Below are 23,462 nucleotides of genomic sequence, written 5' to 3'. Positions count from 1 at the left end.
GCAGCGCGGTCCTAGAATGGTCGAGCGGGGATCACTCGCGCGACCGGTTGTTGAAGGGGTCACCATGCCGCTCTCGGAGCACGAGCAGCGTCTCCTGGAAGAGATGGAGCGCAATCTCTACCAGAACGACGCGGATTTCGTCGCGACCGTGTCTGGTCGTCGCGGCAAGCCCAACTACCGACTCATCGTCATCGGAGCACTGCTCGCAGTCGCCGGTGTCGCTGCGCTTGTCGCCGGTGTCATCGTGCGGCAGCCCATCATCGGCGTCGTCGGTTTCGGCCTGATGCTGGGCGGCGTGCTGCTGGTGCTGTCTCCGGGGCGAGCGGGCGGTTCTGCGTCATCGCCGGCCGCGGGGTCGACGTCATCGTCGAAGCCGGTTCGCAGTTCATGGATGGACACCATGACCGAGCGGTGGGATCGCCGCCAAGACGAGCGCGGGCAGTAGCGCTCCACCACTCTCCTCCACTGTCGTGGGCCGACCTCCGGGTCGGCCCTTTTTTGTGCCCGGCGCGCCGTAGTCGAGGCAATCTCCTCCACCCAGCTCTCTGACGAACAGCCCCGCATTTTCGGGCGTCTGGTGGAGGAAATGGCGCAGCTGTGCGATATTTGGCGTGCTCTCCTTTACTAGGTGGAGGAAAGTGGAGTAATGTGGAGTACATCACCTGATCTCGGGCCGGAGATGAGAGGGGGGCCAGGACGATGCTTCTCGGCACGCACACCCCCAAACTCGACGACAAAGGCCGCATCATCCTTCCGGCGAAGTTTCGTCACGAGCTCGCCGACGGCGTGATCCTCACGCGCGGCCAAGAGCACTGCATCTACGTCTTCAGCCAGACGACTTTTCGCGAGCAGCTCGACAAGCTGCGCACCGCCCCGCTCACCAGTCGGCAGGGTCGGGAGTTTCAGCGCATGTTCCTCTCGGGCGCGAGCGAAGAGACCCTCGATTCGCAGCACCGCATCACGATTCCGGCCGTGCTTCGCGAGTATGCGGGGCTCGACCGCGAGCTCACCGTCATCGGCGCAGGAGACCGTGCCGAGATCTGGTCGACCGAGGCCTGGAACGCCTACTACGCCGAGAAAGAAGAAGCATTCGCCAGCACAGAGGAGGAGGTGATTCCCGGGCTCTTCTGACCGCGAGACCTCGACTCCCAGCCGTGAGTCGCCCTGGCGCACCTTCCCCGGTGCCAGGTCGCACGGATGGGGATCAAGGCCCCGCGTTCTGCCCGAACTCGATCATGAACACCGCCGACCTGCACGTGCCCGTCATGCTCGACCGCACCCTCGAGCTGCTGAATCCCGCGCTCTCGACGCCCGGTGCGGTGCTCATCGATGCCACTCTCGGGCTCGGTGGCCACGCAGAAGCCGCCCTCGAGCGTCACCCAGAACTCACCCTCGTCGGCCTCGATCGCGACCCAGACGCGCTCGCTCTGGCGGGCCGCCGCCTCGCTCGCTTCGGCGACCGCGTGCACACGGTGCACACCGTCTACTCAGGAATCCGCGCCGCACTCGACGGTCTCGGTATCGAGACTGCGACGGCGGTGCTCTTCGACCTCGGCGTCTCGTCGATGCAGCTCGACGAACCAGAGCGGGGGTTCGCCTACGCGCACGACGCCCCGCTCGACATGCGGATGGATCGTACGAGCGGCACCACGGCTGCGACGATCCTCGCCGAGTACTCGGAGTCTGAGCTGCGTCGCATCTTCTATGAGTACGGAGAAGAGAAGCTCGCGCCCCGGTACGCGAGTCGCATCGTCGCCGCTCGGTCGGCAGGCGCGCTCGAACGCTCGTCGCAGCTCGTGCAGCTCATCATCGATGCCACGCCGCGAGCAGTGCAGCGTGCCGGCCATCCGGCGAAGCGCGTCTTCCAGGCGCTGCGCATCGAGGTCAATCGAGAGCTCGACGCACTCGAGCAAGCGCTGCCAGCCGCCCTCGACGCGCTGTCGGTCGGCGGTCGCATCGTCGTGCTCGCCTACCAGTCGCTCGAAGACCGCATCGTCAAGCGCGAGCTGGCTCGGCGCAGCACGTCGACGGCTCCGGCCGGTCTGCCGATCGAACTGCCCGAGCACCGGCCAGAGTTCGAGCTGCTGGTGCGCGGGGCCGAACTCGCGAGCGATGCAGAGCGAGCGGTCAATTCGCGCTCAATCTCGGTGAGGCTTCGTGCTGCCGAGAGACTGCGGGCCGCCGCATGAGCGCCGTGCCCGTGGTCGCCCCCGCACGCCTGCCGCGGCGGCAGCCTGCGCCCGCACCGCTCGAGATCGTCGCCACGCGCAGTCAGCGTCGTGCGCGACCTCGAGCTGCCTACGCCGTCGCCACCGTGATCGGCGTGTTCGCCATACTGCTCGCGCAGCTCGCGCTCAGCATCGTGCTGTCTGAGGGGGCATACCGCATCACGGCACTCGAGAGCCAGCGTGTCGAGCTCGACCGCTCTGCCCAAGTGCTCAGTGAATCGCTCGATGCCCTGCGCTCGCCTCAGCATCTTGCGATGAACGCAGAGTCGCTCGGCATGGTCGCGAATGCCAGCCCCGCCTACTTGCGGCTCGCCGACGCTCGAGTGCTCGGCGCGCCCGTGGCCGCCGGAACAGGATCGGGCTTTCTGCACGGTGGCGCGACGGTGATCGGCAACGTCTTGCTGTCTGATGTCGCACTCGTGACTGCGGCGGCGCTCGAAACCTCCACGACAGTCGGCGACGGCAGTGATGCGGGCTCGGCAGGCGTGGCAACGGCACCGACGGCCACCACCCCGATAACGTCAGGCGCGATTCCGTCGCCCGTCAGCCGGTGAACGAGCTGCTGGCAGGGACGACGATCGAGGGGAGAGCGGGCGCATGATGGCAGAGCGGCGAACTCGGCGACGTCTCGCCGCAGTCGTCATCGTGCTCGCCATGGTGCTCGGTGCCTTCGTGGTGCGCCTCGTCGACATTCAAGTGGTGCGAGCCGAAGAGCTCTCGCAAGAGGCTGAAGCCAGGCGGTCGATTCCGTCACCGCTCTTCGGCGCTCGCGGCGACATCGTCGACGCCACCGGCGCGGTGCTCGCCGACTCGGTGTACCGCTACGACATCACGGTGTCGCCCCGATTCGTCGACGACTACCGGCTCGTCGACCGCGAGACGGGCGAGATCACGCAGTACACGGTCTCTGACGCTCTGCAGTCGATCGCGCAGTTGGTCGACGGAGACGCTGCTCAGATGCAGGCCCACATCGACGCGCAGCTCGCGGCGAACCCTCAGGCCGATCACGCCTATCTTGCGCGGCGCGTCACGACCGAGGTCTTTCAAGAGATCCGAGCGCTGAGAGTGCCGTGGGTCTACTTCGAGCGGCAGCCGAGCCGCACCTACCCGAACGGTCAGGTCGCCGGAAACCTCGTGGGCTTCGTCGGCACCGACGGGCCGCAGACCGGCCTCGAATATCGACTCAACGACTGCCTCGAGGCGACGCACGGCTCGTCGACCTACGAGCGCGGCGCCGATGGCGTGCGATTGCCGGGAACGACAGTCGTGCAGCAGGAGGCCGTCGACGGCGGAACCCTGCACCTGACGATCGATGCCGATGTGCAGTGGTTCGCCCAGCAGACGATCGCCGAGCAGGCCGTGGCCATCGGCGCAGACTGGGCAACGGCCTGGGTCGTGCGCGTGAGCGACGGTCACATCATCGCCGCGGCAGACTGGCCGTCGGTCGACCCGAACAACGTCGACGGCACTGCGCGTGAAGACCGCGGTGCCCGCAGCTTCAGCGAACCGTTCGAGCCCGGGTCGATCTTCAAGTCGATGACCTTCGCGGCACTGCTCGACGCCGGCGTCACCACGCCGAGTGAGCAGATGGTGGTGCCCGGCCGGCTCGCGACCATCGCCAACTACTCGATCACCGACGCCTGGGCGCACGGCGACCTGAGGCTCACCTCGACCGGAGTGCTCATGCGCTCGTCGAACATCGGCACCTCGATTCTCAGCCAGCGGCTCAGCGCGCAGCAGCGCCACGACTACCTAGAGCGCTTCGGCATCGGGCAGGCGACGGCAGTGAACTTTCTGGGCGAGTCGAACGGCCGGTTGCGCTCGGCAGACAGCATCGACGGCCATGGCACGCTGACGCAGATGTTCGGGCAGGGCGTCACGGCCACGAGTGCGCAGATCGCCAGCGCTTACCAAGCCCTAGCCAACGGGGGAGTGCGCATGCCCTTGACGCTCGTGACCGGCTGCGAGCACGCCGATGGCACCATCACGCACGTGCCAGAGACCGAGGGCGTGCGAGCCGTCTCAGAGCAGGCCGCGAACACGACGATCGCCATGCTCGAGAGCGTGGCCACTGACAGTTCGATCGCCTCGCTCGTGAGCATCCCCGGCTATCGGGTCGCGGCCAAGACGGGAACAGCCGAGGTCGCCGAGGGCGGTCGCTACACCGACGAGCGCATCATTTCGGTCGCCGGTGTCGCCCCGGCCGATGACCCGCAGTTCGTCGTTGTCGTCACCTACGGCAAGCCCGATACGATGAAGACGTCGGCAACGGCGGCTCCCACCTTTCGGTCGATCATGACTCAGGTGCTCAAGACCTTCAGGGTTGAGCCTTCGACGCAGCCGGCCCCGCGCCTTCCGATCACCTGGTAGGCAAGCCCACGAAGCGAGGTTGCGTTGTTCGGTCAGGCCCCGCCCGTGCTGCGACCCGAGCACCTCGCACCTCGGCCGCTTGCCGAGCTCGCCAACGAGTTCGGCTTCGCGACCGCGGGTGACCTGGCCGACGTCGCAGCGACCGGGGTGGCAGTCGCCGCCTCGCACGTGCACCCCGGCGATCTCTACGTGGGGCTGCGGGGCGCGAACGCTCACGGCGCCGCGTTCAGCGCAGAGGCGCGTGAGCGAGGGGCCGTCGCCGTTCTCACCGATGAGCAGGGCAGAGGTCTGGCGGCTGACGTCGGCCTGCCCCTGCTGATCGCCGCGTCACCGCGCGAGCATCTGGGCGCGATCTCGGCGTGGGTGTATGGAACGACGGATGCCCCGCTCGACCTCTTCGGCATCACCGGCACCAACGGCAAGACCTCGACCGCCTACCTGCTCGACGCGATACTGCGCCAGCTCGGCAGGCGCACGGGCCTGAGCACGACAGCCGAGCGCATCATCGACGGCACCGCCCACGCCAGTCGGCTGACGACGCCCGAAGCGCCCGAGATTCACGCCATGATCGCGCTCATGCGCGAGCGCGGCATCGAGGCGGCCACGCTCGAAGTGAGCGCGCAGGCGCTCGTGCGTCATCGTGTCGACGGTGTCGTGTTCGACGTGGTGGGCTTCACCAACCTCAGCCACGATCACCTCGACGACTTCGGAACCATGCAGTCGTACCTGGCGGCGAAGGCCGAGCTGTTCTCTCGAGAACGTGCGAGGCGAGGGGTCGTCTCGCTCGATTCGAGCTGGGGTGAGGCCTTCGTGGAGGCCTCTGAGATACCCGTGCAGACGATCACGAGTCGCACCGGCGTCGACGCCGACTGGCAGCTCGAGGTGACGGAAGAGCATCCTGACCGAACGTCGTTCACCCTCACGAGCCCCGACGGCGGCGCACTGCGCTCGTCGGTGCCGGTGATCGGGGCGCACATGGCCGCCAACGCCGGGCTGGCGATCGCCATGCTGGTGCAGGCCGGGGTGCCGCTCGACGAGATCGCTGCAGCGTTGCAGACCTCTCCCATCGACGTCTATCTGCCCGGCCGCGCCGAGCGGGTGTCTGGCGATCGCGGACCAAGCGTCTTCGTCGACTTCGGCCACAGTGCAGACGCGTATGCGACGACGCTCGCGGCGCTGCGTCGCTTCACTCCTGGCCGGCTCATCATCATCTGCGCGGCGAACGGCAACCGAGACGCGACCAAACGACCCGACATGGGCAGAGTGGCGGCGCTGGGCAGCGATGTGGTGATCGTCACCGACCATCATCCCCGCCTCGAAGATCCTGCCGCGATTCGGTCGGCACTCATCGCCGGGGCGCTCTCGGCCGGGTCGTCGGCAGAAGTGCTCGAAGTCATTCCGCCCGAGCAGGCCATCGTCTCGGCGGTGCGCATGGCCACTGAGGGCGACACCATCTTGTGGGCCGGCCCCGGGCACCTCGACTACCGTGATGTCGCAGGGTCGAAAGTGCCCTTCTTCGCGCGCGACCTCGCTCGAGCCGCACTGAAAGGCGCAGGGTGGTGACCACTGTGCCGAGCCCGGCCCTCGAGGTGCTCGACGTCAGGCACACGCTCTCGGGCAGCGCGCTGTCGCTGCGGCTGCTCGGCACCGAACTCACGGTGACGCTGCCCGCGCTCGGGCCCCACGTCGTCGAGCGGGCGATCGAGCAGGTGCAGCGTCACCTCGACGACGGCGCCACGCTCGATGAGGCGGTCGGCGCCCTCGACATCACCGAGCAGCCTCATCGACTGACGCGGCTGCGGGCTCCAGACGGCACCCTGGTTCTCGATGACACCGATGCCGTCGCACCGGATGACGTGCGAGCGTCTTTTCGAGTTCTGGCAGACCTCGGGCGCAGCGGACTCCGCACCGTCGCGGTGGTCGGCGGGCTGCAGGTCGCTGAAGCAGACCGGCTAGACGAGCACGATGCGCTCGGTCGCATCGTCGTGCGTCTCGACATCGCCCAACTGGTCGTCATCGGCCACGACGCGCGGCATCTCAACATGGCCGCGAACCTCGAAGGTTCGTGGAACGGCGAGTCAGTGCTCGTCGACGATGCGGCGAGCGCGTACGATTTCGTGCGTGCGACGACAGGTGCAGACACGGTGATGCTCGTGAGCGGCGGAGCCGGTAGCGATGCCCTGCGAGAGTTCCTCACGCTCATGTGCGAGGCGCGAGCATGATCGCCCTGCTGCTCGCGGGCGCCTTCGCGCTCGCCTTCACCCTGCTGCTGACGCCCCTGTTCATCAGGCTGTTCGAGCGTCTCGGGTGGGGGCAGTTCATCAGAGACGACGGCCCGCAGTCGCACCACACCAAGCGGGGCACGCCGACGATGGGCGGCATCATCATCGTCGCAGGTGCGGTGCTGGGCTACTTCTTCGGGCATATCGTCACCGGCGACCCGATCACGGTCAGCGCGATGCTGGTGCTGCTGCTCATGGTGGGCCTTGCGATCGTCGGGTTCATCGACGACTTCACGAAGACGCGTCAGCAGCGCAGCCTCGGTCTCGGCGGGTGGGCGAAGATCGCCGGTCAAGCGGTGGTGGCGACCGTCTTCGCCGTGCTGGCCCTGAACTTTCCCGATGCACGCGGGCTGACCCCCGCATCGACGATGATCTCTGCGGTGCGCGACATCTCGTGGCTCGATCTCGCGGTGTTCGGGTCGGTGGGGGCCGTCATCGTCTTCGCGATCTGGGTCAACGTGATCGTCGTGAGCACCTCGAACGCGGTCAACGTCGCAGACGGCCTCGACGGCCTCGCGACCGGAGCATCGATTCTGTCGATCTCGGCCTACATCTTCATCGCCTTCTGGCAGTTCAATCAGTCGTGCAACAACCCCCTGCTCGATCCCGCCGTGCGCGACCGGTGCTACGACGTGCGCGACTCGCTCGATCTCGCTGTGGTGGCAGCCGCCATCGCGGCGAGCCTCATCGGCTTCTTGTGGTGGAACACCTCGCCGGCCCAGATCTTCATGGGCGACACGGGGTCGCTGGCGCTGGGCGGCGCACTCGCCGCTCTCGCGATTCTCACTCACACCCAGTTGCTGCTCGTGCTCATCGGCGGCCTCTTCTTGATCGTCACCGGCTCGGTCATCGTGCAGCGCGCCTACTTCAAGATCACTCGCGGCAAACGCATCTTCTTGATGAGCCCACTGCACCATCACTTCGAGCTCAAGGGGTGGGCCGAGGTGACCGTCGTCGTGCGGTTCTGGCTCATCGGAGGCTTCTTCGTCGCTCTCGGCGTCGGTCTCTTCTACCTCGAGTGGGTCAGTCAGTAGCCGTGGCACGGCCCGATGCGCTCTCGAGCTGGCACGACGACTGGTCGGGGCTGCGTGTCGCCGTGCTCGGCCTCGGCGTGAGCGGATTCTCAGCTGCAGACACGCTTGCCGAGCTCGGTGCCGACGTGCTGGTCGTGGCGCACCGACCCGACGACGAGCGGTCTCGCATCATGCCGCTCATCGGCGTGCAGCTCGTCGCCGTCGACGACGACGAGAACGTGCCGCCGGCACTCGAGAGCCACGACCCCGAGCTCGTCATCGTCTCGCCGGGCTACCGGCCGGGCCACCCGCTGATCGAGTGGGCGATGAGCCGCTCGTGCGCCGTATGGGGTGATGTCGAACTCGCCTGGCGGGTGCGCGACAAATTCGGCGCGGCGGCAGAGTGGATTCTCATCACGGGCACGAATGGCAAGACCACCACCACCCAGCTGACCGCGACCATGCTGAAAGCCGACGGTCGACGAGTCGCACCGTGCGGCAACATCGGGGTTCCGGTGCTCGACGCGATTCGTGATCCCGCGCAGTTCGAGGTGCTCGTCGTCGAGCTGTCGAGCTTCCAGCTGCACTGGCTGCCCCTCGACGGACCAGGTGCGCTCCGCCCGCTCGCGGCCGCATGCCTCAATCTTGCAGACGATCACCTCGACTGGCACGGCAGCCAGAGCGCCTACGCGGCAGCGAAGGCGAAGGTCTACGCGAATGCTTCAGTCGCGTGCGTCTACAACCTCACCGATGACGCCACGCGCGCCATGGTCGAGCAGGCCGACGTGGTCGAGGGCTGCCGTGCCATCGGGTTCGGCGCGGTCGTGCCTGGCCCGAGCGACATCGGCGTCGTCGACACGGTCGTGGTCGATCGCGCCTTCCTCGACGACCGGCGCAACAGTGCCCTCGAGCTCGCCTCGCTCGACGACGTCGTCACCGCGGGCCTGGCCACACCGCACGGGCTCGCCAATGTGCTCGCCGCCGCGGCCCTCGCCCGCGCAGCAGGTGTCGAGCCGAGGTCGGTGCGCGATGCACTGCGCGGCTTCACGGTCGACGCGCATCGCACCCAGCTGGTGGCGCGGCACGATGAGGTTGCGTGGGTCGACGACTCGAAGGCGACCAACCCGCACGCCGCCGGCTCGGCGCTGAGCGCCTATCGCTCCGTCGTGTGGATTCTCGGCGGGCTGCTCAAAGGAGTCGATGTGTCGGGGCTCATCGAGACGCATCGTTCGCGGTTGCGTGCGGCCATCATCATCGGAATCGATCGCACGGCGGTGCGAGAAGCGTTCGCACGACACGCGCCCGAACTGCCGCTCTTCGAGGTCGACGAGCCTCAGACTGACTCAGTGATGCCGGTCGCCGTGAAGACGGCGGCCAGCGTCGCACTGAGCGGTGACACCGTGCTGCTGGCGCCCGCCGCTGCGTCGATGGACCAGTTCGTCGACTACGCAGATCGAGGCGACCGCTTCGCGGCCGCGGTTCGCGAGCACCTGGAGGGGAGGGCGGATGACGACGGTCAGGCCGCCGCGCCCGAGCACCCCAGCTGAGCACGGCGAAGAGCGCCGACCCCGCTCGATGGTGGTCGCCGTGCGCAGGCTCTTCGGCGCCGACAGCTCTGATGTGCTGCTGGTGCAGGCCACGACGATCTTCCTCGTCATCTTCGGCCTCGTGATGGTGCTGTCGTCGTCGGCGGTGACCTCGAGCAGGGCCAACGAGGGCGACTTCTTCGCCGTCTTCGCCCGCCAGGGGCTGTGGGCTCTCATCGGCGTTCCCCTCATGCTCATGGTGTCGCGGCTGCCTGCCGTGTTCTGGCGGCGGTGGGCTCGCATCGCGGTCATGGTGGGGCTCGCACTGCAGGTGCTCGTCTTCACCGGGCTCGGCTACGGCTACGGCGGCAATCAGAACTGGATCTCGATCGGCGGCTTCACCGGGCAGCCGAGCGAGTTTCTCAAGTTCGCGCTCGTGATCTGGCTCGCCACGGTGCTCGCCGATCGCGCCGATGGTTTCAGCGACTGGCGCAGCGTGCTGGTTCCCGCGCTACCGGTCTCGGGCCTGGCGATCGCGATGGTGCTCGCCGGTCAAGACCTGGGCACAGCATCCATCATGGTGATGATCGTCTTGGCGGCGCTGTATTTCGCGGGTGCTCCGCTCGGCAAGCTGCTGGTGATGGTCGCGGTGCTCGCGGCCGGCGCGGTGCTGTTCGCGCTGTCAGGCTCATCGCGCTCTGACCGCATCAGCGTGTGGTTGAACGGATGCGCGCCCGAAGACTACGAGTTCACCTGCTGGCAGTCGATCCACGCGTTGTGGGCGCTCGGCTCGGGCGGCGTCTTCGGCCAGGGCCTCGGCAACTCGGCGGCGAAATGGCGATGGCTGCCGCACGCCGAGAGCGACTTCATCTTCGCGATCATCGGAGAAGAGCTGGGGCTCGTCGGCGCGGTGGTGGTGCTGGCGCTCTACGTGGTGCTCGCGATCGGGCTGATTCGGCTGGTGCGACGTCATCGCACACCGTTCAACCGCATCGCCACCGGTGCCGTGCTGGTGTGGATCATCGGGCAGGCCTTCGTCAACATCGCCGTCGTGCTGGGGCTGCTTCCGGTGCTCGGCGTGCCGCTTCCGTTCATCTCGGCGGGCGGCACCGCCCTGGTCGCCTCGCTCATCGCCATCGGGATGGTGCTGTCTCTCGCTCGAAGCGAGGCCCGCCTCGCGCACGCTCAAGGTTCGGCATGACGACAGCACTGCTCGCCGGGGGAGGCACGGCCGGTCACGTGAACCCGCTGCTCGCCGTCGCCGAGCGCTGGCGTCACGAGCGCCCCGACGACAGCGTGATCGTGCTCGGCACTGCCGAGGGCCTTGAGGCCAGGCTCGTTCCTGATCGGGGGTTCGAGTTGCTCACCATCGCGCGCCTGCCCTTTCCGCGTCGACTCTCCGCTGCCGCGGTGCGGTTTCCCGGCCGGTTCCGGGCGGCCGTGCGTGAGACGAGAACGATCATCAGACAGCGTGGGGTCGACGTCGTCGTCGGATTCGGAGGCTATGCCGCTGCACCGGCATACGTCGCCGCACGACTCGAGCGTCTGCCGATCGTGGCGCACGAGGCGAACGCGCGCCCGGGCATCGCGAACCGCCTGGCCGCCCTGCTGGGGGCCTCGATCGGCACCACATTCTCGGGCACTCGGCTGCGTGGCTCGCGCGTGGTCGGTATGCCGCTGCGCCCCGAGATCGCTGGTCTCGACCGCCGCGCGCTGCGCGCCGAGGCTCTCGAGCACTTCGGGTTCTCGAGCGACCGGCCCGTGCTGCTCGTCACGGGCGGCTCGACCGGGGCGAGACGCCTCAACGACACGACCACCGCGTCGGCTGCTCGCATTCTCGGGTCGGGCTGGCAGGTGCTGCACTTGACGGGCACCGGTCGCGGTGGCGATGACCCCGGCATGCCCGGCTACATCACCCTCGAGTACTGCGACCGCATGGATCTCGCCTTCGCCGCCGCCGACCTGACGGTGTGCCGGGCAGGGGCTGCGACGGTGAGCGAGCTCGCGGCCATCGGTCTGCCGGCGATTCTGGTGCCGTACGCCGTCGGCAACGGTGAGCAGCGGCTCAACGCTCGAGAACTCGTCGCAGCGGGTGCCGCCGTGCTGGTCGATGATGCCGCCTACACGCCCGAGTGGGTGGCCAGCGATCTCGTGCCGATGCTCACGGGTCGTGCTGCCATCGCACGCATGGCTGCGGCCGCCGAGACCCTGCCGAAGCATGACGGGGCACGTGAGCTGCTCGAGCTCGTGCGCGACGCTCTCGCCTTGCGCGAGCGCGTAGGGTGAAGGTCGATGATCAAGCCCGACCCCTCTCTCGTTCTGCCTGACTCGCTCGGCCGTGTGCACTTCGTCGGCATCGGCGGCTCGGGCATGAGCGGTATCGCCCGCATGCTGCACGCGCGCGGCCACACTGTGACGGGGTCAGATCGCTCTGACTCGGCGGCTGTTCGAGCGCTTCGCGAGCTGGGCATCACGGTGACCATCGGCCACGACGCATCGAATGTGGGCGAGGCCGACACTCTGGTGGTCACGGGCGCGCTGTGGCTCGAGAATGCCGAGTATCAAGAGGCGCTGCGTCGAGGCATGCCCGTGCTGCACCGTTCGCAGGCTCTGGGCTGGCTCGTGCGCGGAGAGCGGCTCATCTCGGTCGCTGGCGCACACGGCAAGTCGACGACGACGGCCATGCTCGTCACGGCGCTGCGCGCCCTCGAACGCGATCCGAGTTTCGTGAACGGCGCCGTGATCCAGGCCGCCGGCACGAGTGCAGCCTGGGGCGACGGTGAGCTCTTCGTCGTCGAGGCCGACGAGTCTGACGGATCGTTCTTGCTGTACGACACGTCGATCGGCATCGTCACGAACATCGACACCGATCATCTCGATCACTACGGCAGTGCGGATGCCCTCGCCGAGGCCTTTCTGACCTTCGCGTCGAGCGTGCGGGAGTTCGTGGTGCTCTCGGCCGATGACCCGGCCACGGTGCGACTGCGCTCTGCTCTCGGCGAGCGGGTGCGCGTGCTGACGTTCGGCGAGGCGGCCGATGCCGACGTGAGGCTGCTCGAAGCCTCGACCGAGGGCGACATGCGCTTTCGCGTCTCAGTCGACGGTGTCGAGGCCCACGGCTCGCTCGCGGTGCCCGGCAGGCACAACGCGCTCAACGCAGCCGGGGCGATCGCGGTGCTCGTGGGCCTGGGTGTCGCCGTGGGAGACGCTGCGGCCTCGCTCGACGGCTTTAGCGGCACGCAGCGCCGGTTCGAGTCTCACGGTCTCGCCGACGGGGTGCGACTCTACGACGACTACGCCCACCATCCGACCGAGGTCGCAGCGGCCCTGCAGACGGCGCGCTCGGTGGCCGACGGGGGGAGGGTGATCGCGATTCACCAGCCCCACCTCTACAGCCGCACGCAGGCGATGGCCCACGAGTTCGCCGAGGTCTACGAGCGCGACGCCGACCACACGGTGGTGCTCGACGTGCACGGCGCGCGCGAAGACCCGATCCCGGGCGTCACCGGCGCCCTGGTCGTCGAGGGGTTCAGCGATCAGGGCAAGGTCGACTACCGGCCAGACTGGAGTCGTGCGGCTGATCGCATCGCCGAGATCGCCCGGCCTGGCGACATCGTCATGACTCTCAGCTGCGGCGACGTCTACCGCATCATTCCGCAGGTGCGAGCCGCGCTCGAGCTGCGTGCGTCGGGAGCCGTCGAGCCGTGAAGCGGCCGGAACGGCACGATCGCGCGCACCCTCCCGCTTCGACGCCGTCTCGCGGGCCGGCATCCGCATCGCCGGCCTCGAGGCCGGCACGTGAGAAGCCCGCTCGCGTGCGAGCGGCACCGTCGCCTGAGCGCGAGGTGCGCGCCGCTGCGCGCGAGCGTCGACGCGCCGAGCGTGCTGAACGCCGGCGCTTCACTCGACGCACTCGCCGTCGACGGCTGATCGTGCTGGGGTCGGCCGTGGCGATCGTGACTCTCGTGGGCGGCGTCGCGCTCGTGACGCTCTCGCCGCTCATGTCTCTCACCACCATCACCGTGGCCGGCACCCAGCGACTCGATGCGGCGCAGGTCGAGACTGCCCTCGATCGGCACATCGGCACCCCCTTGGCGCTGCTCGATGAGCAGGCCATCCGCGACGACCTGGCGAGCTTCACCATCATCAGGTCGTACACCACCGAGGTGGTGCCTCCGCACTCGCTGATCGTGCGCCTCGTCGAGCGAGAGCCCGTCGGTGCGGTGCAGGTCGGGTCGACCTGGCAGCTCGTGGATGCCGCGGGTGTGGTCGTGGAGTCGACGCCGGAGCGCCCGCCGGGCATCCCGTCGATCTCGGTCGACGAGGCGACACCCGATTCTCTGGCATTCCGCAGCGTGGCGTCTGTGCTGCTGGCGCTGCCCGACGAGCTGCGCTCTCGGGTCGACGTCATCACGGCGACGACTCGCGATGACGTGAGGTTCAGCATGACGGGGGTCGGGCACCGCGTGGTGTGGGGCAGCGGTGAGCGCTCTGACTACAAGGCCAGGGTTCTCGAAGCAGCGATCACGGCCACTGATCAGTCGACGGCCTGGGAGTACGACGTCTCGGCTCCCGACAGCCTGGTCGTGCGCCGGGCCTGATCACGGTCTGCGAATGCGACACGCGGGCGGCTTGCGGGGTGGGGCTCGGTGTCGGCCGTACCGTCGACTCAGCACTACATACTGAGCATAACTTTAGCCTTCAACTTGAGGGTGAGAGTTTACCGGGGAAGGCTCCGCTGTGACATCGAACCAGAACTACCTCGCCGTGATCAAGGTCGTCGGCATCGGTGGAGGTGGTGTCAACGCCGTCAACCGCATGATCGAGCTCGGCCTGCGAGGCGTCGAGTTCATCGCGATCAACACCGACGCGCAGGCTCTGCTCATGAGCGATGCCGACGTCAAGCTCGACGTCGGGCGCGAGCTGACGCGCGGCCTCGGCGCGGGTGCTGACCCCGAAGTGGGGCGTCGTGCGACCGAAGACCACGCCGAAGAGATCGAAGAGGCCCTGGCTGGCGCCGACATGGTGTTCGTCACGGCCGGCGAGGGCGGAGGCACCGGCACGGGGGGTGCGCCCGTCGTGGCCCGCATCGCGAAGTCGATCGGGGCGCTCACCATCGGTGTCGTCACGAAGCCCTTCGCGTTCGAGGGCAAGCGCCGCCAAGCGCAGGCCGACGCCGGAGTCGCGAGTCTCAAGAACGAGGTCGACACCCTCATCGTCGTGCCCAACGATCGGTTGCTCGAGATCTCAGACCGCGGCATCTCGATGCTCGAGGCCTTCGCCACCGCCGATCAGGTGCTGCTGGCCGGCGTGCAGGGAATCACCGACCTCATCACCACACCCGGACTCATCAACCTCGACTTCGCCGACGTCAAGAGCGTCATGCAGGGCGCCGGCTCGGCCCTCATGGGAATCGGGTCGGCGCGGGGAGCCGATCGGGCCATCAAGGCCGCAGAGCTCGCCGTCGCGAGCCCTCTGCTCGAAGCAAGCATCGACGGCGCGCACGGCGTGCTGCTGTCGGTGCAGGGCGGCTCGAACCTCGGCATCTTCGAGATCAACGACGCCGCGCGGCTCGTGCAAGAGGCGGTGCACCCCGAAGCCAACATCATCTTCGGCGCCGTGATCGATGACACGCTCGGCGACGAAGTGCGAGTGACGGTCATCGCCGCGGGCTTCGACGGCGGCGAGCCGTCGACCGTGCACCGCGATCGCCGCGAGAACTTCGTGCCCGCCTCGCACGACCTGGCAGCGCCGCCGTCGACGGACGCTGATGCTGCGGTGCTCGACCGTTCGTGGGCCGACGATTCGTCTCTCGGCGCCACCGCGCCCCTCGAGTCGGTCACCGTCGATGACGATGACGAGCTCGACGTGCCCGACTTCTTGCGCTGACGGCCGGGCTGACACAGGGTCGTCGCGAGGTGACGCAGCACGCCGAACCGAGCCTCGCTGAGCGCTACGGCTCAGTGATGTATCGCATCGCTGATGCCTGCCGTGATGCGGGCAGGGCGCCCGCTGAGATCACGACGATCGTGGTTACGAAGTTTCACCCGGCGTCGGTGATTCGTGAGCTCGTCGGCCTCGGCGCACGCGACTTCGGTGAGAACCGGCACCAGGATGCGGCGCCCAAGGCGGTCGAGCTGAGCGAGCTCGACATCGTGTGGCACTTCGTCGGTCAGCTGCAGTCGAACAAGGCGCGAGCGGTCGCCGAGTATGCGACGGTGGTGCACTCGGTCGACCGCCTCTCGCTCGTCACCGCCCTGGCCCGCACCGCTGCCCCGCTCGATGTCTTCATCGAGGTGAACCTCACCGACGATCCCGCCCGCGGAGGCGTGCAGCCTGCCGCTGTCGATGGCCTCGCCGAGCACGTGCTGCAGCATCCGTCGCTCCGCCTCGTCGGGGTGATGGCTGTCGCCCCCCTCGATGAGCAGCCGCGCGCCGCGTTCGCTCGGCTGCGCGGCATCTCAGAGCGAGTCATGATGCTCGAACCAGCGGCGTCGAGCATCTCGGCCGGCATGTCGTCAGACTTCGCCGACGCGATCGCTGAAGGCGCGACACACCTGCGCATCGGCACGGCAATCACCGGAAAACGGCCTGATCGCCCTTAACCTCGACAGTGCCACGACCGGTAAGGACCAGACATGAGCAATCCGCTGCGCAAGACCATGGTGTACCTCGGCCTCGCCGATGAAGAGGTCGACTACGAGCACACTGCTGCGGTGGCACCCGCTCCGGCGCCAGCCGCGCAGCGCGCCCCGGTGACGCCGTTGCGGCGCGCCGCGCCCGCAAGGGCCTCGGCGCACTCCGACCTCAACGAGATCCTGACCGTGCACCCGCGCGCCTACAAAGACGCTCGAGTGATCGCCGAGAGCTTCCGCGAGGGCATTCCGGTCATCATGAACCTCTCGCAGATGACCGACTCAGACGCGCGACGACTCGTCGACTTCGCGAGCGGTCTGACCGAGGGTCTCTACGGGCGCATCGAGCGCGTGACGAGCGGGGTCTTCCTGCTCTCGCCCGCCCACGTGACGACGAGCGGTGACGCGGCCGAGATCGAGCCAGACGTCGACGCCTCGTTCCTGCCCCGAGACTGAGCGGCGGCACAGCAAGCTTCTCGTGAGACCTGAGAGACTAGGCACGTGCCCCTCGCCTTCTCGATCATCCTGAACATCATCTACGTGGCGCTCCTCGTCGTGTTCGTGGCGATGTGGGCACGCTTCGTCTTCGACTGGATGCTCGTGCTCAACCCCGGCTGGCGCCCCCGCGGTCTCGTGGTCGTCGTCGCCGAGGTGAGCTACACGATCACCGACCCGCCGATCAAGGCCGTGCGGCGCGTGATTCCGCCTCTGCAATTGGGCTCGATCAGGCTCGACCTCGCCTGGACGATCGTGCTCATCGTGCTGCTCATTCTGATGTCGCTCACGAGCGGCCGATGAGGGTGCAGCAGTTCGGCCGACTCGAATGACGAGGCTGTACGCTTGCTGACACGGATGTGACGCATGTGACAGGTTGTTGCTAGCGTTACCCCATCGTTATTCATTCGCTCAAGAAAGTTCTGAGGTGACGCGCATGGCCCTCACGCCCGAAGACGTCGTGAACAAGCGCTTCCAGTCGACCAAGTTCCGTGAGGGATACGACCAAGACGAGGTCGATGATTTTCTCGACGAGATCGTCGTCGAGCTGCGTCGCCTGACGCAAGAGAACGACGAGCTTCGCCAGCGACTGGTGGCCGCCGATGCGCGCATCGCCGAGCTGCAGCGCGGCGGCGGGGCACCGGCACCCGCGCAGGCCGCGGCACCGCCCGTCATGCCGGCTCCCATGCCCGTGCCCGTCGCTGAAGCACCGGCGGCGCCCGCAGGCGAGCCCTCGGCCGACACCAACAACCTGCTCCAGCTCGCTCGCCGACTGCACGAAGAGCACGTGCGCGAGGGTCAGGCGAAGAAAGAGCAGCTCATCGCCGAGGGCGAGGCCGAAGCGGCTCGCATCGTCGCGCAGGCCTCGAGCGCGCAGCAGGGCCAGCTGCAGCAGCTCGAGCAGCAGCGTGCGGCGCTGCAGCGCAGCGTCGACGAGCTTCGCACCTTCGAACGCGAATACCGCCAGCAGCTGCGCACCTACATCCAAGGCCAGCTGCGCGAGCTCGAAGGAACCGCGCAGCCCGAGGGCGCGCCGAGCTCGGTGCCGTCGAGCGCGACCGGGCAGGCGCCCAGCGCGCCCGCGGCCGCGAGCCCCGCGCAGGCCCCTTCCTACGACCAGTCGTACCCGGGCTCGGCACCGGCGTTCCCCGCACCGGGTTCAGCGCCGTCATACCCTGCCCCCCAATCGCCTCCTCCCAGTCAGTACCCGGGGTACGGCTCCTGACAGCACAGACGATGACGGCCTGAGAGCGCGACGGTGACCGAGTCGCGCTCTCTTGCTGTTCCTCCCGGTCGGGCAGGCGAACGGGTCGACGTCGCCGTGGCGACCCTGCTGGGGTTCTCACGATCGCAGGCTGCAGAGATCGCCGACGCCGGGGGAGTGCGCATCGATGGCAGGGTCGCTCGTCGATCTGACCGCGTGGCCGCAGATTCCTGGCTCGACATCAGCTGGCAGCCTCGCCGAGAGTCGAGTATCGAGCCCATCGAGGTCGACGATCTCGGCATCGTGCACGACGACGACGACCTGGTCGTCGTCGACAAGCCGGTCGGGGTCGCAGCCCACCCCTCAGTCGGGTGGGAGGGGCCCACCGTCATCGGCGCCCTGGCTGCCGCCGGCTTCCGCATCGCCACGTCGGGCCCGCCGGAGCGCGCGGGCGTCGTGCATCGTCTCGACGCCGGAACCAGCGGCCTCATGGTGGTAGCTAAGTCGGAGTCGGCCTATCGAGAGCTGAAGCGCCAGTTTCACGACCGCGAGGTCGAGAAGGTCTACCACGCCGTCGTGCAAGGGCATCCCGACCCCTCTTCTGGCACCATCGATGCGCCCATCGGCAGGCACCCCGGCAGCGCGTGGAGGTTCGCCGTCGTATCTGGTGGCAAGCCTTCGGTGACGCACTACGACACCCTGGAGGCGTTTCCGGCGGCGTCGCTGCTCGAGATTCAGCTTGAGACAGGCAGAACGCATCAGATTCGGGTGCACATGGCGGCGCAGCGGCACCCCTGCGTCGGCGACGCGATGTATGGCGCAGACCCCACGCTGAGCGCTCGGCTCGGCCTGGAACGCCAGTGGCTGCACGCCATGCGCCTCGCTTTCCGGCACCCGGTGACGGGGCAGAGGGTCGAGTTCTCGTCGCACTACCCCGAAGACCTGCAGCACGCGCTCGACGTGCTGCGCAACGTCTGAACCTGTGTTAGCCCTCGCTCGGGTCTGAGACTTGATGTCGTGCCCAGGCCTCGGCCGTGAGGCGGAAGCGTCGGAACGTGGTTCCCCCGATCGAGGCCTCACCGTCGGGGGTGAACCCCCAGCGGGCGAGCGCCACGTGCGGTTGTGCTCGGCTGAGGGGTAGCGCTGCGACCACGGCGGTGAATCGCAACTCGTCGAATCCGACGTCGAGCATGCGCCTCGCCACGTCGTGGCCCCACCCCCTGAATCGAGGGTCAAGCACGAGGGCGAGGTCGGGCATGCCTTCCTCTTCCTGGAAACCGCCCCAGCCGGCGAAGATGCCCCCGACACGCACAGCCCAAGGCCCGTAGCCGTTCTCTTGCCACTGAGATTCCTTGGCCGCGACCCATCGTGCGGCAGCGTCTTCGGTGAACGGCTCACCGACGAGCGGCATGTGGCGCGCGTTGCGCGGTTCGTTGAGCACCCGCGTTATGTCGGCGATAGGGACGCTACTCAGAGGTGCGAGTTCGAGGTCGGCATCAAGCACCGTCTGATGGTAATCGGGCGCGCGAGCCAGGTTTGTGCATGTTGCGACGCGACGCGCCGCCGACACGCCGAGCGCCCGCCGCGCCCGACCTAGACTGGTGGCCCTGCCAGATACTGAACCGCACCCGGAGGTGCTGTGACCACTCGAGACAACTCGTTCGTCCACCTCCACGTGCACAGCGAGTACTCGATGCTCGACGGCGCGGCGCGAGTCAAGCCGCTCATCGCCGAGGCCGTGGCGCAGGGCATGCCTGCCATCGCCGTGACCGACCACGGCAACATGTTCGGCGCCTACGACTTCTGGCGCACGGCCACCGAGGCCGGCATCAAGCCAATCATCGGCACCGAGGCCTACTTGACCCCGGGCACGCATCGCACCGACAAGACGCGAGTGCGCTGGGGCGGTGGGGGCGAAGACGACGTCTCTGGTGCTGGCGCATACACGCACATCACCCTGCTGGCCGAGTCGACCGAGGGCATGCACAACCTCTTCAGAATGTCGTCGTTGGCCTCGATCGAGGGCTATTACTTCAAGCCGCGCATGGATCGTGAGCTGCTGCAGCGCTACGCGAAGGGCGTCATCGCCACGACCGGGTGCCCGAGCAGCGAGGTGCAGACCCGGTTGCGACTGGGGCAGTACGACGAGGCGAAGAAGGCCGCCGCCGAGTTTCGTGACATCTTCGGCCCCGAGAACTACTTCGTCGAGATCATGGATCACGGTCTCGGGGTCGAGCGGCGGGTCATGGGTGACCTGATCAGGCTCGCGAGCGAGCTCTCGCTGCCGCTCGTCGCGACCAACGACCTGCACTACACGCACGTTGGCGACGCTAGCTCGCACGCCGCGCTGCTCTGTGTGCAGTCGGGCAGCACACTCAGTGATCCGAACCGCTTCAAGTTCGATGCTGACGAGTTCTATTTGAAGTCTCCCGCGCAGATGCGCGACCTCTTCCGCGATCATCCCGAAGCCTGTGACAACACCCTGCTCATCGCTGAGCGTGTCGACGTGGCCTTCAACACCTCGGCCAACTACATGCCCCGATTTCCGGTGCCCGACGGCGAGACAGAAGATTCTTGGTTCGAGAAAGAGGTCGAGCGCGGTCTGGCGGTGCGGTATCCGGGCGGAGTTCCGGATGCCGTGCGCGAGCGCGCCGCCTACGAGATCGGCGTGATCACGCAGATGGGCTTCTCGGGCTACTTCCTCGTCGTCGCCGACTTCATCAACTGGTCGAAGAACAACGGCATCAGGGTCGGGCCAGGGCGCGGGTCAGGTGCCGGGTCGATGGCCGCATACGCCATGCGTATTACCGATCTCGACCCTCTCGAGCACGGGCTGATCTTCGAGCGGTTCTTGAACCCCGATCGAGTGTCGATGCCCGACTTCGACGTCGACTTTGACGACCGCAGGCGTGCGGAGGTCATCCACTATGTCACCGAGAAGTATGGCGACGAGCGGGTCGCCCAGATCGTCACCTACGGCACCATCAAAGCGAAGCAGGCGCTGAAAGACAGCTCGCGCGTGCTCGGTTTTCCGTTCGGCATGGGCGAGAAGCTCACCAAGGCGATGCCGCCCGCGATCATGGGCAAAGACATGCCGCTCTCGGGAATCTTCGACCCCACCGACAAACGATACAAAGAGGCCGCCGACTTTCGCGCCATCATCGAGGCCGACGCTGAAGCCCGCACCGTCTTCGACACCGCGCTGGGGCTCGAGAACCTCAAACGTCAGTGGGGCGTGCACGCGGCCGGGGTGATCATGTCGAGCGAGCCGCTCATCGACATCATTCCGATCATGAAGCGCGAGCAAGACGGGCAGATCGTCACCCAGTTCGACTATCCAGCATCTGAGGCCCTCGGCCTCGTCAAGATGGACTTCTTGGGGTTGCGCAACCTCACGATCATCGACGACGCGCTCGACAACATCGAGGCCAACCGCGGCGAACGGCTCGTGCTCGAAGAGCTCACGCTCGATGATGCCGCTGCCTACGAGTTGCTTGCCCGGGGCGACACCCTGGGGGTGTTCCAGCTCGACGGCGGCCCCATGCGCTCGCTGTTGCGCATGATGAAGCCCGACAACTTCGAAGACATCTCGGCGGTCTTGGCCCTCTATCGGCCGGGGCCGATGGGCGCCGACTCGCACACCAACTACGCCCTGCGCAAGAACGGCCGTCAAGAGATCACACCGATTCACCCCGAGCTCGCCGACGCGCTCGACGAGGTTCTCGGCGGCACGTATGGGCTCATCGTCTATCAAGAGCAGGTCATGGCAATTGCCCAGAAGCTCGCCGGCTACACCCTCGCGCAAGCCGACCTGTTGCGTCGCGCCATGGGCAAGAAGAAGAAAGAAGAGCTCGACAAGCAGTACGAGACCTTCGAAGCAGGCATGACCGAGCGCGGCTTCAGCGCAGCGGCCACCAAGAAGCTCTGGGACACCCTGTTGCCGTTCTCTGACTACGCCTTCAACAAGGCGCACTCGGCCGCCTACGGTGTGGTGTCGTACTGGACCGCCTACCTCAAGGCGCACTATCCGGCCGAGTACATGGCGGCGCTGCTGACCAGCGTTGGCGACTCGAAAGACAAGATGGCGGTGTATCTCAACGAGTGCCGCCGCATGGGCATCACGGTGCTGCCGCCCGATGTCAACGAGTCGATCGGCTACTTCGCCGCCGTAGGCGATGACATCAGGTTCGGTATGGGGGCGGTGCGCAACGTCGGGTTCGCCGTGGTCGAGCACATCGTCGCCGCGCGCGAGTCGACCTCGCGATTCACCTCGTTCCACGATTTCTTGAAGAAGGTTCCCGCACCGGTTGCGAACAAGAGAGCGATCGAGTCGCTCATCAAGGCGGGGGCCTTCGACTCGCTGGGCTCGACACGACGAGCGCTTATGGAGGTGCACGAGGGCGCCGTCGAGGCGGCCGTGAAAGAGAAGCGCGCCGAAGAGGTCGGCGATGTCGGGTTCGACTTCGACAGCTTGTTCGACGAGCCAGAGCAGGGCGCTGAGCACGTGCCTGAGCGCCCCGAATGGGCGAAGAAAGACAAGCTCGCGTTCGAGCGCGAAATGCTCGGGTTGTATGTGTCTGATCACCCCCTCGCGGGGCTCGAGCGAGCCCTCGCGCAGCACGCCGGCACGGGCATCGCCGAGCTCAACGACAACCCGCCGGCCGATGGCGAGCAAGTGACGGTGGCCGGACTCATCACGAGCGTGCAGCACCGCGTTGCCCGGCAGTCGGGAAACCCCTACGGCATGATCACGCTCGAAGACTTCGGTGGCGAGGTCACGATCATGTTTCTCGGCAAGACCTATACCGAGTTCGGGTCACGGCTCGTGGCCGACACCATCGTCGTCGTGCGCGGTCGCGTCAACCACCGTGATGACGGCATCACGCTGCAGGCTATGACCCTGCAGCAGCCCGAGTTCGGTGTGAGCGCCGACACGGGCCCCTTGACGCTCACCGTGCGCGAACAGCGGGCGACCGTCGAGGTGGTGAGCGAGCTCGACTCGGTGTTGAACCGACACAAGGGCGAGACCGAGGTTCGACTGCGGCTGGTGCGCGACGACACCGCGCGGGTGTTCGAGCTGCCCCACCGTGTTGAGACGAGCGCGGGCTTCTATGGCGAGGTGAAGGGTCTGCTGGGGCCTCGCGCGCTCACCTAATCGCTAGCTCAGTTCAGCGCCGAGAGCCCGGAAGGTTCGCTCGTGGTAGAGCAAGGGCTCGTCTGGCTCGCCGAGCGCGCCCTGGTCGATCTGCACAGCGATCATCGCGTTGTCGGCGACCGGTGTTCGGGCCACAATTGTGCCGACCATCCAGGCCGTCACGTTCTTCAGAATCGGCAGGCCGTGCGGCCCCGGCTCCCAGTGGTCGCCGATGAACCGCAGCGCATTGTCGCCAGCCATGATGCGGGCGACGGTGTAGTCGTCTTGGCCCAGCATGTGGATGGCGACCCGGTCGGTCTGTTCGATGGCCGGCCACGAGCTGGCAGATCGCGCCATGTTGAACGTGGCGAGCGGAGGCACCGCAGCGAGCGACGCGAGAGACGTCGCCGTGAAGCCGACCGGTCGACCGTCAGGCGTGAGCGCCGTGATCACCGATACGCCGGCAGCATGACGTCGAAACGCCTGGGCGAAGGCGTCGAATCCGGTGGCGTCTGGAGCAGTGGTCATCACGGTCTATGCAACCGCATTCAGCCCCGGGTATTCCCGAGGCGGGC

Annotated in this window: 22 protein-coding genes; 20 read left to right on the top strand and 2 right to left on the bottom strand. The window is 67.3% G+C overall.

The genetic code is table 11. The features are described from left to right. The first annotated feature begins 64 nt into the window (after positions 1-64). The 19 genes from KIT89_RS04010 to KIT89_RS03920 all read left to right on the top strand — a co-directional run bounded on the left by KIT89_RS04010 (position 65) and on the right by KIT89_RS03920 (position 18,731). Entirely contained in the window at positions 65-445 is a 381-nt protein-coding gene (locus KIT89_RS04010; protein ID WP_297603293.1) for a DUF3040 domain-containing protein, read from the top strand. 254 nt (positions 446-699) lie between these two features. Further along, the gene (gene mraZ, locus KIT89_RS04005) at positions 700-1,131 is read left to right on the top strand and encodes a division/cell wall cluster transcriptional repressor MraZ (protein WP_297603292.1); all 432 of its coding nucleotides are present in this window, start codon (positions 700-702) and stop codon (positions 1,129-1,131) included. Between the two features lie 104 nt (positions 1,132-1,235). Further along, the gene (rsmH, locus tag KIT89_RS04000; protein ID WP_297603291.1) at positions 1,236-2,189 is read left to right on the top strand and encodes a 16S rRNA (cytosine(1402)-N(4))-methyltransferase RsmH; all 954 of its coding nucleotides are present in this window, start codon (positions 1,236-1,238) and stop codon (positions 2,187-2,189) included. Further along, on the top strand, positions 2,186-2,782 hold the full coding sequence (locus KIT89_RS03995; RefSeq protein WP_297603290.1) for a hypothetical protein: 597 nt from the start codon (positions 2,186-2,188) through the stop codon (positions 2,780-2,782). The genes rsmH and KIT89_RS03995 overlap by 4 nt, the downstream gene beginning before the upstream one ends. A gap of 43 nt (positions 2,783-2,825) precedes the next feature. Continuing rightward, positions 2,826-4,598 carry a penicillin-binding protein 2 gene (locus KIT89_RS03990; RefSeq protein WP_297603289.1) on the top strand — a complete coding sequence of 591 codons (1,773 nt, stop codon included), beginning with the start codon at positions 2,826-2,828 and terminating at the stop codon, positions 4,596-4,598. A gap of 45 nt (positions 4,599-4,643) precedes the next feature. After that, entirely contained in the window at positions 4,644-6,161 is a 1,518-nt protein-coding gene (locus KIT89_RS03985; RefSeq protein ID WP_297603287.1) for a Mur ligase family protein, read from the top strand. Beyond that, positions 6,158-6,820 carry a cyanophycin synthetase gene (locus KIT89_RS03980; protein ID WP_297603286.1) on the top strand — a complete coding sequence of 221 codons (663 nt, stop codon included), beginning with the start codon at positions 6,158-6,160 and terminating at the stop codon, positions 6,818-6,820. Before KIT89_RS03985 ends, KIT89_RS03980 begins: the two co-directional genes overlap by 4 nt. Next, a complete protein-coding gene (gene mraY, locus KIT89_RS03975; RefSeq protein ID WP_297603284.1) occupies positions 6,817-7,914 on the top strand; it encodes a phospho-N-acetylmuramoyl-pentapeptide-transferase in 1,098 nt (365 codons plus the stop codon). The genes KIT89_RS03980 and mraY overlap by 4 nt, the downstream gene beginning before the upstream one ends. Before the next feature lie 2 nt (positions 7,915-7,916). After that, positions 7,917-9,440: a UDP-N-acetylmuramoyl-L-alanine--D-glutamate ligase gene (gene murD, locus KIT89_RS03970; RefSeq protein ID WP_297603282.1), complete on the top strand. Its 1,524-nt coding sequence runs from the start codon at positions 7,917-7,919 to the stop codon at positions 9,438-9,440. Next, a complete protein-coding gene (gene ftsW / locus KIT89_RS03965; protein ID WP_297603281.1) occupies positions 9,400-10,620 on the top strand; it encodes a putative lipid II flippase FtsW in 1,221 nt (406 codons plus the stop codon). The genes murD and ftsW overlap by 41 nt, the downstream gene beginning before the upstream one ends. Continuing rightward, on the top strand, positions 10,617-11,705 hold the full coding sequence (locus tag KIT89_RS03960) for a glycosyltransferase (protein WP_297603280.1): 1,089 nt from the start codon (positions 10,617-10,619) through the stop codon (positions 11,703-11,705). The genes ftsW and KIT89_RS03960 overlap by 4 nt, the downstream gene beginning before the upstream one ends. A 6-nt stretch (positions 11,706-11,711) precedes the next feature. Continuing rightward, positions 11,712-13,127: a UDP-N-acetylmuramate--L-alanine ligase gene (gene murC, locus KIT89_RS03955; protein WP_297603279.1), complete on the top strand. Its 1,416-nt coding sequence runs from the start codon at positions 11,712-11,714 to the stop codon at positions 13,125-13,127. A 107-nt stretch (positions 13,128-13,234) separates the two neighbouring features. Next, entirely contained in the window at positions 13,235-14,020 is a 786-nt protein-coding gene (locus KIT89_RS03950) for an FtsQ-type POTRA domain-containing protein (RefSeq protein ID WP_297603278.1), read from the top strand. Positions 14,021-14,159: 139 nt separating this feature from the next. Beyond that, entirely contained in the window at positions 14,160-15,308 is a 1,149-nt protein-coding gene (ftsZ, locus tag KIT89_RS03945) for a cell division protein FtsZ (RefSeq protein ID WP_297603275.1), read from the top strand. A 77-nt stretch (positions 15,309-15,385) separates the two neighbouring features. Then, positions 15,386-16,024, top strand: a complete 639-nt coding sequence (locus KIT89_RS03940; protein WP_297603900.1) for a YggS family pyridoxal phosphate-dependent enzyme — start codon at positions 15,386-15,388, stop codon at positions 16,022-16,024. A 33-nt stretch (positions 16,025-16,057) separates the two neighbouring features. After that, positions 16,058-16,510 carry a cell division protein SepF gene (locus tag KIT89_RS03935; protein WP_297603274.1) on the top strand — a complete coding sequence of 151 codons (453 nt, stop codon included), beginning with the start codon at positions 16,058-16,060 and terminating at the stop codon, positions 16,508-16,510. 45 nt (positions 16,511-16,555) lie between these two features. Then, a complete protein-coding gene (locus tag KIT89_RS03930; RefSeq protein ID WP_297603273.1) occupies positions 16,556-16,852 on the top strand; it encodes a YggT family protein in 297 nt (98 codons plus the stop codon). A gap of 133 nt (positions 16,853-16,985) precedes the next feature. Continuing rightward, on the top strand, positions 16,986-17,774 hold the full coding sequence (locus tag KIT89_RS03925) for a DivIVA domain-containing protein (RefSeq protein WP_297603271.1): 789 nt from the start codon (positions 16,986-16,988) through the stop codon (positions 17,772-17,774). A gap of 33 nt (positions 17,775-17,807) precedes the next feature. After that, positions 17,808-18,731, top strand: a complete 924-nt coding sequence (locus KIT89_RS03920) for an RluA family pseudouridine synthase (RefSeq protein WP_297603270.1) — start codon at positions 17,808-17,810, stop codon at positions 18,729-18,731. Positions 18,732-18,738: 7 nt separating this feature from the next. Here KIT89_RS03920 and KIT89_RS03915 read toward each other — a convergent pair whose 3' ends face one another. Beyond that, on the bottom strand, positions 18,739-19,257 hold the full coding sequence (locus tag KIT89_RS03915) for a GNAT family N-acetyltransferase (protein ID WP_297603269.1): 519 nt from the start codon (positions 19,255-19,257) through the stop codon (positions 18,739-18,741). Positions 19,258-19,392: 135 nt separating this feature from the next. On the opposite strand from KIT89_RS03915, the gene dnaE reads away from it, so the two are divergent. After that, a complete protein-coding gene (gene dnaE / locus KIT89_RS03910; RefSeq protein ID WP_297603268.1) occupies positions 19,393-22,908 on the top strand; it encodes a DNA polymerase III subunit alpha in 3,516 nt (1,171 codons plus the stop codon). A gap of 3 nt (positions 22,909-22,911) precedes the next feature. Here the strand turns inward: dnaE and KIT89_RS03905 are convergent, their stop codons facing one another. After that, a complete protein-coding gene (locus KIT89_RS03905; protein ID WP_297603899.1) occupies positions 22,912-23,415 on the bottom strand; it encodes a flavin reductase family protein in 504 nt (167 codons plus the stop codon). Positions 23,416-23,462 lie beyond the last annotated feature (47 nt).

The sequence above is a fragment of the Microcella sp. genome, from assembly GCF_025808395.1.
Lineage (GTDB): Bacteria > Actinomycetota > Actinomycetes > Actinomycetales > Microbacteriaceae > Microcella.
Note: the sequence above shows the minus strand (reverse complement) of the source record. Positions and strands in the feature narration are given on the sequence as shown.

Coding starts and splice junctions, on each gene's coding strand:
- KIT89_RS04010 (WP_297603293.1), top strand. CDS start 65: ATGCCGCTCTCGGAGCACGAGCAGCGTCTCCTGGAAGAGATGGAGCGC.
- mraZ (WP_297603292.1), top strand. CDS start 700: ATGCTTCTCGGCACGCACACCCCCAAACTCGACGACAAAGGCCGCATC.
- rsmH (WP_297603291.1), top strand. CDS start 1,236: ATGAACACCGCCGACCTGCACGTGCCCGTCATGCTCGACCGCACCCTC.
- KIT89_RS03995 (WP_297603290.1), top strand. CDS start 2,186: ATGAGCGCCGTGCCCGTGGTCGCCCCCGCACGCCTGCCGCGGCGGCAG.
- KIT89_RS03990 (WP_297603289.1), top strand. CDS start 2,826: ATGATGGCAGAGCGGCGAACTCGGCGACGTCTCGCCGCAGTCGTCATC.
- mraY (WP_297603284.1), top strand. CDS start 6,817: ATGATCGCCCTGCTGCTCGCGGGCGCCTTCGCGCTCGCCTTCACCCTG.
- ftsW (WP_297603281.1), top strand. CDS start 9,400: ATGACGACGGTCAGGCCGCCGCGCCCGAGCACCCCAGCTGAGCACGGC.
- KIT89_RS03960 (WP_297603280.1), top strand. CDS start 10,617: ATGACGACAGCACTGCTCGCCGGGGGAGGCACGGCCGGTCACGTGAAC.
- murC (WP_297603279.1), top strand. CDS start 11,712: ATGATCAAGCCCGACCCCTCTCTCGTTCTGCCTGACTCGCTCGGCCGT.
- KIT89_RS03940 (WP_297603900.1), top strand. CDS start 15,386: ATGTATCGCATCGCTGATGCCTGCCGTGATGCGGGCAGGGCGCCCGCT.
- KIT89_RS03935 (WP_297603274.1), top strand. CDS start 16,058: ATGAGCAATCCGCTGCGCAAGACCATGGTGTACCTCGGCCTCGCCGAT.
- KIT89_RS03925 (WP_297603271.1), top strand. CDS start 16,986: ATGGCCCTCACGCCCGAAGACGTCGTGAACAAGCGCTTCCAGTCGACC.
- KIT89_RS03905 (WP_297603899.1), bottom strand. CDS start 23,415: ATGACCACTGCTCCAGACGCCACCGGATTCGACGCCTTCGCCCAGGCG.